The sequence below is a fragment of the Clostridium sp. genome (assembly GCF_034179595.1).
In the GTDB taxonomy this organism is placed as follows: domain Bacteria; phylum Bacillota; class Clostridia; order Clostridiales; family Clostridiaceae; genus Clostridium.
In genome coordinates, this window is record NZ_JAXFPT010000036.1 from 1 (window position 1) to 6,066 (window position 6,066).

The 6,066-nt window shown below is 26.8% G+C and carries 6 protein-coding genes and 1 pseudogene; 1 reads left to right on the top strand and 6 read right to left on the bottom strand.

The window, feature by feature from the left end:
* Together SPJ33_RS04235 and SPJ33_RS04240 are read right to left on the bottom strand one after the other, a co-directional pair.
* The coding region (locus SPJ33_RS04235; protein WP_414627205.1) for a ParM/StbA family protein at nt 1-471 on the bottom strand (471 nt) is incomplete at its 3' end.
* 234 nt (nt 472-705) lie between these two features.
* Nucleotides 706-1,482, bottom strand: a complete 777-nt coding sequence (locus SPJ33_RS04240; RefSeq protein WP_321116732.1) for a helix-turn-helix domain-containing protein — start codon at nt 1,480-1,482, stop codon at nt 706-708.
* A gap of 156 nt (nt 1,483-1,638) precedes the next feature.
* Here SPJ33_RS04240 and SPJ33_RS04245 point away from each other — a divergent pair, with 156 nt between their 5' ends.
* Complete coding sequence (locus SPJ33_RS04245) at nt 1,639-1,824, top strand: ribbon-helix-helix domain-containing protein (RefSeq protein ID WP_291735222.1); 186 nt, start codon at nt 1,639-1,641, stop codon at nt 1,822-1,824.
* Between the two features lie 266 nt (nt 1,825-2,090).
* Here the strand turns inward: SPJ33_RS04245 and SPJ33_RS04250 are convergent, their stop codons facing one another.
* The 4 genes and pseudogenes from SPJ33_RS04250 to SPJ33_RS04265 form a co-directional block, all read right to left on the bottom strand.
* Complete coding sequence (locus SPJ33_RS04250; RefSeq protein WP_288325859.1) at nt 2,091-3,095, bottom strand: tyrosine-type recombinase/integrase; 1,005 nt, start codon at nt 3,093-3,095, stop codon at nt 2,091-2,093.
* 149 nt (nt 3,096-3,244) lie between these two features.
* Entirely contained in the window at nt 3,245-4,072 is an 828-nt protein-coding gene (spo0A, locus tag SPJ33_RS04255; RefSeq protein WP_321116733.1) for a sporulation transcription factor Spo0A, read from the bottom strand.
* 323 nt (nt 4,073-4,395) lie between these two features.
* On the bottom strand, nt 4,396-5,580 hold the full coding sequence (gene spoIVB / locus SPJ33_RS04260) for a SpoIVB peptidase (protein ID WP_321116734.1): 1,185 nt from the start codon (nt 5,578-5,580) through the stop codon (nt 4,396-4,398).
* Nucleotides 5,581-5,739: 159 nt separating this feature from the next.
* Nucleotides 5,740-6,066: pseudogene (locus tag SPJ33_RS04265) on the bottom strand (DNA repair protein RecN); the annotation flags it as partial.

A 6,066-nucleotide genomic window follows, 5' to 3' on the forward strand; every position in this document is an offset into this window, starting at 1 on the left:
GTTTACTGTTCTACTTCCTATATCAATTATAAGAACATCATCATTTTCAGTGTTATCTAATGAATAATAACTAACATATCCTTCAGGAAGTATTGCTACATTATGAATAAATACCTTTCTAGTTGAATCTTTAACCTTAAAGTCAAAACTCTTGCCTTTAAGTTCTTGAATCATTCTTTCCTTCTTCGGTAATTGATTTACTGGTAACAACAAACATAGATTTATATTTGTATCTGTAGTAGCCTTACTTATTGCATATAGTAATATAGGCATATAGTTCTTATCTACTTTAGAAAACTCTCTCTCTAGTTGTCCTACTGTTATGTAAGTAGTAGTTCCATTGAACTCTATTCTTTCAAACATTTCACCATTTGGATTGAAAGTAGTAGATATTTTACTACTAAACATTCCTTTATTTTCTCCAAGATATTTTGTGTTATAATTCCCCAAATCAATCACTATATTCTTCATAATTTTTTACTCTCCTTTATATTTAAGTTAATCTCTCCAATTCTCTTCTTTCCATTTATGTAAGCCATTCCAATTAGGTTCTATTCCTTTTATTTTACATTCCTCAATATATTCAGTTAAAACATATATACTCATTCTTCTTCTCCTTTACTTTGGAGCAAATCAATGATATACTTTATCTTGCTTAGGGATTAGAGTATATATATTTATTGATATGCTCTTTTCTTTTTTATTTTAAATTAATCCTAATTGCTTATCTGCATAAGTCATATAAAATTTACTACTATATTGAGTAGTCATTGCACTAGCATAATCCATATCCTTCTTTGAGTAGAAATTTAAAGTGTTCTTTATTATTGGTGCTAATTCCAATCCAGCTAATAATGTTTTCTCTATACATTTGATTAAAAATAACTTAGCAGTTTTTGGCTTTTCTTCTAGAACCATATCAACTATTGTTTCATCTATATAAGCTACTCTATCTAATAACCATTTCGACAACTTAAAAGTCTTTGATTTTTCAAAAGCTTTAGCTATCTTTGAATTATTAGGATGTTGCTTTACTTTGACTTCTTCAACATCATCTATAGTAATTTGCACTCCCGATTCTTTACAATCACTTACTATAATTGCCTTTATAGCATTATCTTTAGTTTTAACTTTTTCTTCAACTGGAATTTCTAAATTATCTTCATTAGTTGAATTTTCTTTTTTATCATAATCAATTTTTTCAATAAAGAATAAATGTTTTTTGATATAGTAATGGCTCTTATTCCCCTTAACCTTAATCACTTCAATATATCCTTTTTCTTTTAATCCTTTAATCATTTTAGAAATTTTACTTCTCCTAGAGGTAGAACACTCTGATAACAGAACTTCATATGTAGGATAACTGTAACCATCAATTACATTGTGATATTTAATTAGAATTGTTAATAGGTGCTTTTCTTCTAATGTTAGATTTGAATCTTTATGAATTGAATTAAGCGATTTGAAAATATCTTTTACCATTGTGTCTACCTCCTTTCGATTTATTTCATGAACTTAGTATAACATAGATTTACACTTGATGCAACATCAATTTGCAATCTCATTGCATTTTTTGTAAATCAATGCTATAATAAATTTGATTAAGTTAGTAAAATCAATGCCTTAGGAGGTTTGTATATGAGTGAAAATACTAAGAAAAAAGGTAATACTGCACGAATACCTGAAGGTAAAAAAAGAGTAGTAATAACATTAGAAAATGAAGTAGTAGAAGCTATTCAAAAAATAGCTAATGAAAATATGAGAACTGTATCTAATGAAATTGCATTACTGATTAAAGAAAAATATATGAATACTAAAGAGTAGGTTTTTAAAATAACTTACTCTATTTTTTTATCTTCAGCAAATAGAAACTTCTGTTTCTCTATTAGCTAATAATATAAATAAAGAGTAAAGTAATTGTATAGAGTAATCATATCTCGTCCTAAAAATAGAACTTTCATATTTCCCAAAAGTGGAACTTCTAAGTATTTTCAATTTATCTTAATATAAAAACCAGCTATATCTATTGATATAACTGGTTCTAAGTTATCTTTGTATCAATTATCTTTTAAGTACCTTAACTATTATATCTATCTTTTCATAGTTTCTAGTGGAGAATAGTTCATATATTTTTTTCTTAAATCCTCATCTTGTAAATCCAAATATGCCTTTTCCGTAACCGAAACACTACTATGACCTAATATCTTAGATAAAACGAAAATAGAACCTCCATTAAGCAAAAATCTTCTACTAAAGTTATTTCTCAATCCATGTGGAGTTATATTTTTATCTATTTTTGCTCTAGATAGATAACCTCTAAAATTTCTTTCAAAGTTTCCTTGTTCAATCTTTCTATTAGTTCTTTGAGTTGGAAATAATAAATCACTTTCTTGTATTACATCTTTAAATTTAATCCATCTTTGCAATAGCTTTTGCATTTCATAACTAAAGAAAACCACTCTATCTTTTCTTCCTTTTGTTATATCTCCATCAAGAAAAATTGTACATCTAAACAAATCTATATTTTCAAGCTTTAGTTGTAAAGTTTCTCCCAATCTCATTCCAGTATCAAAGATTAAATTAATAATTGTAAAATCTCTAAATTCATGAAACTTTGACAAATCTAATACTTTAATCAACTTTTTATATTCTTCATCTGTTAACTGTTCCTTTGGTCTTCTATTTATTTTTAAAGATTTTATTGAATGTATATTAGTCTTTTTAACTAAATTATTTTCTTCTACATAAGTAAAGAAAGCTTTAATATTTCTTAGATAGCTATTAATAGTAACATCTGATATTTCTTTACCTACATCATGTCTTTTATCTATATTTGCTTTTTCTATTCCAGCTTCACTAGATGCAAAGCTATACTTTCCTCTATCTTTTGTAAAAGCTAGATAATCCTCTACTACTTTTTTATTGACCTTTTTTATATCTGTTATTTCTAGTTCTTCTTCAAGATATTTTGCAAAAAGCATCAAAGTTTGATGATAAGATTTTATAGTTTTTAATCTTAAATTTTTATAACTGCAATACTCTAAATATTCTACAATTATACTATCAATAGTTTTTGTTTTAATAATTCTTGGCATAAAAAATCACTCCTAATCATAAATTGCCAACCTATGAATTAGAAGTGATATATTTTGTATATTTATTGGTATGAAAAACCTATTTTTATACCCCCATTATTAGTATTGGTTGGTATGGGATTTTTCAACTTTGGCTCTATCACTAGCTTTTAGCTTACTTTATTTTTAAGTCTTAATTTATCAGCTATTATTGCTATAAATTCTGAGTTAGTTGGCTTACCCTTATCATTATGAACAGTATATCCAAATAACTTATTAATAGCTTCTATTTGACCTCTACCCCAAGCAACTTCTATAGCATGTCTTATTGCTCTTTCAACTCTTGAAGCTGTTGTATTATATTTTTTTGCTATTGAAGGGTATAATTCCTTAGTAACTGCTGATAATAATTCCATATCGTTTACTACCATTGTTATAGCTTCTCTTAAATACATGTATCCCTTTATATGAGCTGGAACCCCTATTTCATGTATTATAGTTGTTATTTCTGTTTCTAAATCAACTGGCTCATTATATGAGATTGATGAAGTATTAGAAAGTATGCTACTTTGAGAAGTAGCAGGTTGTCTGTTAACTGAATTTGTTGTTAATGTTTGAGTATTAAACATTTCTCTTATTCTCTTTATAAATATATCCATATCAAATGGCTTAACAACATAATAATCAGCACCTAATGTAATTGCTTGTTGTGTTATTTTATCTTGTCCAACTGCTGATAAAATAATAACTCTTGGCATTTTTTCTAAATTCATTGTATTTAGTTTTTCTAATACGCCTAACCCGTCTAAGTGTGGCATTATTATATCTAAAATAACTAAATCTGGCTTTTTAGTCTCTATTAAGCTTAAAGCCTCTCTTCCATCATTTGCTATCCCAGTTACCACTACATCTTTTTGGTTTAATAAATAATCATTTAAAATACTACAAAATTCTTTATTATCATCAGCTATAAGTACAGATATTTTTGAATCTTCCATGTTTTTTCTCCCCTTTATCTATTTTAATCGTACAATTATCTCTACCATCAATTTATTATTAAGATTATATTTTTCTTCTTTGATAATTATTCGACATATGCAAGAAAAATCCTTTTTTAATCTTAAACTTTATTTAATAGAAGTACAATTAATTTATTTTTATGGCATTTTTATTTTCCACTATTTGTAAATTATACACCATTTTTAATAATTAGTCTATATTTTTAGTAATTTTTTATCAATTTATTTGTTTTTAATATTTTTTAATACTTATATATGTAAAATTTAAAAAGGTAAGACAAAATTTGCCTTACCCTTTCTTATTAAATAATTCCAGCATCTTGTAGCATCCAATCTATATATATTCCATATCCAACATCAGGTTTATTTATAAGAACATGTGTCACTGCACCTATAATCTTTCCATCTTGTATAATAGGACTTCCACTCATACCTTGTATAATACCACCCGTTTTTTCTAAGAGCTCTTTATCCGTTACTTTAATTATCATACTTTTGGGTCCTTTTACTTCTTGATTTAACTTTTTGACTCTTTCAATCTCATATTCTTTTGGACCTTTTTCATCAATTGTTGTTATTATTTTTGCTTTAACAATATTCACTTCATCTCTAAATCCTACAGGCATAGGATTTTTTAAATTTTTTGATATATTTTTATTTTCTTTTGTACCAAATATTCCGCATTGTGTATTTTTCTTAATATTTCCTATTGGTTCATCTTCATTTGTAAAAATTCCTTTTAATTCTCCGGGAGATCCTTTTTCACCTTTTCTTAAACTAATTATTGATGCATCAAGTAATTCTCCAGACTTTACTGTAAATCTAGTATTTGTATCTCCATCTGTTATAGGGTGTCCAAGCGCTCCAAAATTTCCACTTGCTTCATGATAAAAAGTAAGTGTTCCAACTCCTGCAGTAGAATCTCTAACCCACAAACCTAATTTATATTCATCATCTTCTTTTTTTAATGTAACTTCTTTATTTAATGTTTTACCATCTCTTTCTATTGTTAACATGGCTTTATCTTTAGTAGAATTTTTTATTAATTTTAAAACTTCTTTACTTGTATAAACCCTTTTACCATTTATTTGAGTAATTAAGTCTCCAAGCTCTATATTTGATTCTTTTGCGGGACTCTCTGTAGTCGTATTTTCTTTTACTAAATCAGAAAATCCTACTACTAAGACTCCATTTGCTGAAAGTCTGACACCTACACTCGTTCCACCTGGATATAACTTTAGATCTTTTGCACTATGTACTTCTACAGACTTTAGAGGAATTAAGCCCATAAAGCTAATATCAACTTTATTCCCATTATGCTTCACATATCCTAAAGGATTGATATCTTTAAATACTGAAGTCGTTTCTACATCTTTATTCGTATATACCTTATCAGGCATATCTTTAAGAGTAAAAATAGTAGTTAACATTAGTAAAACTATAAATGTCATAAAAAAACTGATTGATTTTATAATTCTCTTTTTCATCTCTTCTCCTCCTTTGCCTTCTAATCTTAAGTTACCCTCTAGACATGCCTTATATTCTGTATTAACTTTACTATAATAGACAAAATTTTTTAAAATAAAAAAATAAAACCACAGAAATTCTGCAGTTTTATTCTTTCCATATATCCTTTAAGATATGTATTATAAAGCTTTTAATTGCATTTTTTTTATATTAGAGTTTTCAAACATTTCTCTTACATTTTCCAAAGTTGCATTACTTACACTATCTCCACCTAACATAGTTGCAACTTGATATATTTTTTCATCATTAGATAAAAGTCTTATCTTTGTGAAAGTTTTCTCATTTATTACTTCTTTTGATACAAAATAATGATGATCAGATAAAATCGCTATTTGTGGAAGATGTGTTATACAAAGTACTTGATGATTTTTTGAAACTTGGTACATCTTTTCTCCAACTCTTTGTCCAACTTGGCCACTTATTCCAGTATCTATCTCATCAAAAAT

Coding starts and splice junctions, on each gene's coding strand:
- SPJ33_RS04240 (WP_321116732.1), bottom strand. CDS start 1,482: ATGGTAAAAGATATTTTCAAATCGCTTAATTCAATTCATAAAGATTCA.
- SPJ33_RS04245 (WP_291735222.1), top strand. CDS start 1,639: ATGAGTGAAAATACTAAGAAAAAAGGTAATACTGCACGAATACCTGAA.
- SPJ33_RS04250 (WP_288325859.1), bottom strand. CDS start 3,095: ATGCCAAGAATTATTAAAACAAAAACTATTGATAGTATAATTGTAGAA.
- spo0A (WP_321116733.1), bottom strand. CDS start 4,072: ATGGAAGATTCAAAAATATCTGTACTTATAGCTGATGATAATAAAGAA.
- spoIVB (WP_321116734.1), bottom strand. CDS start 5,580: ATGAAAAAGAGAATTATAAAATCAATCAGTTTTTTTATGACATTTATA.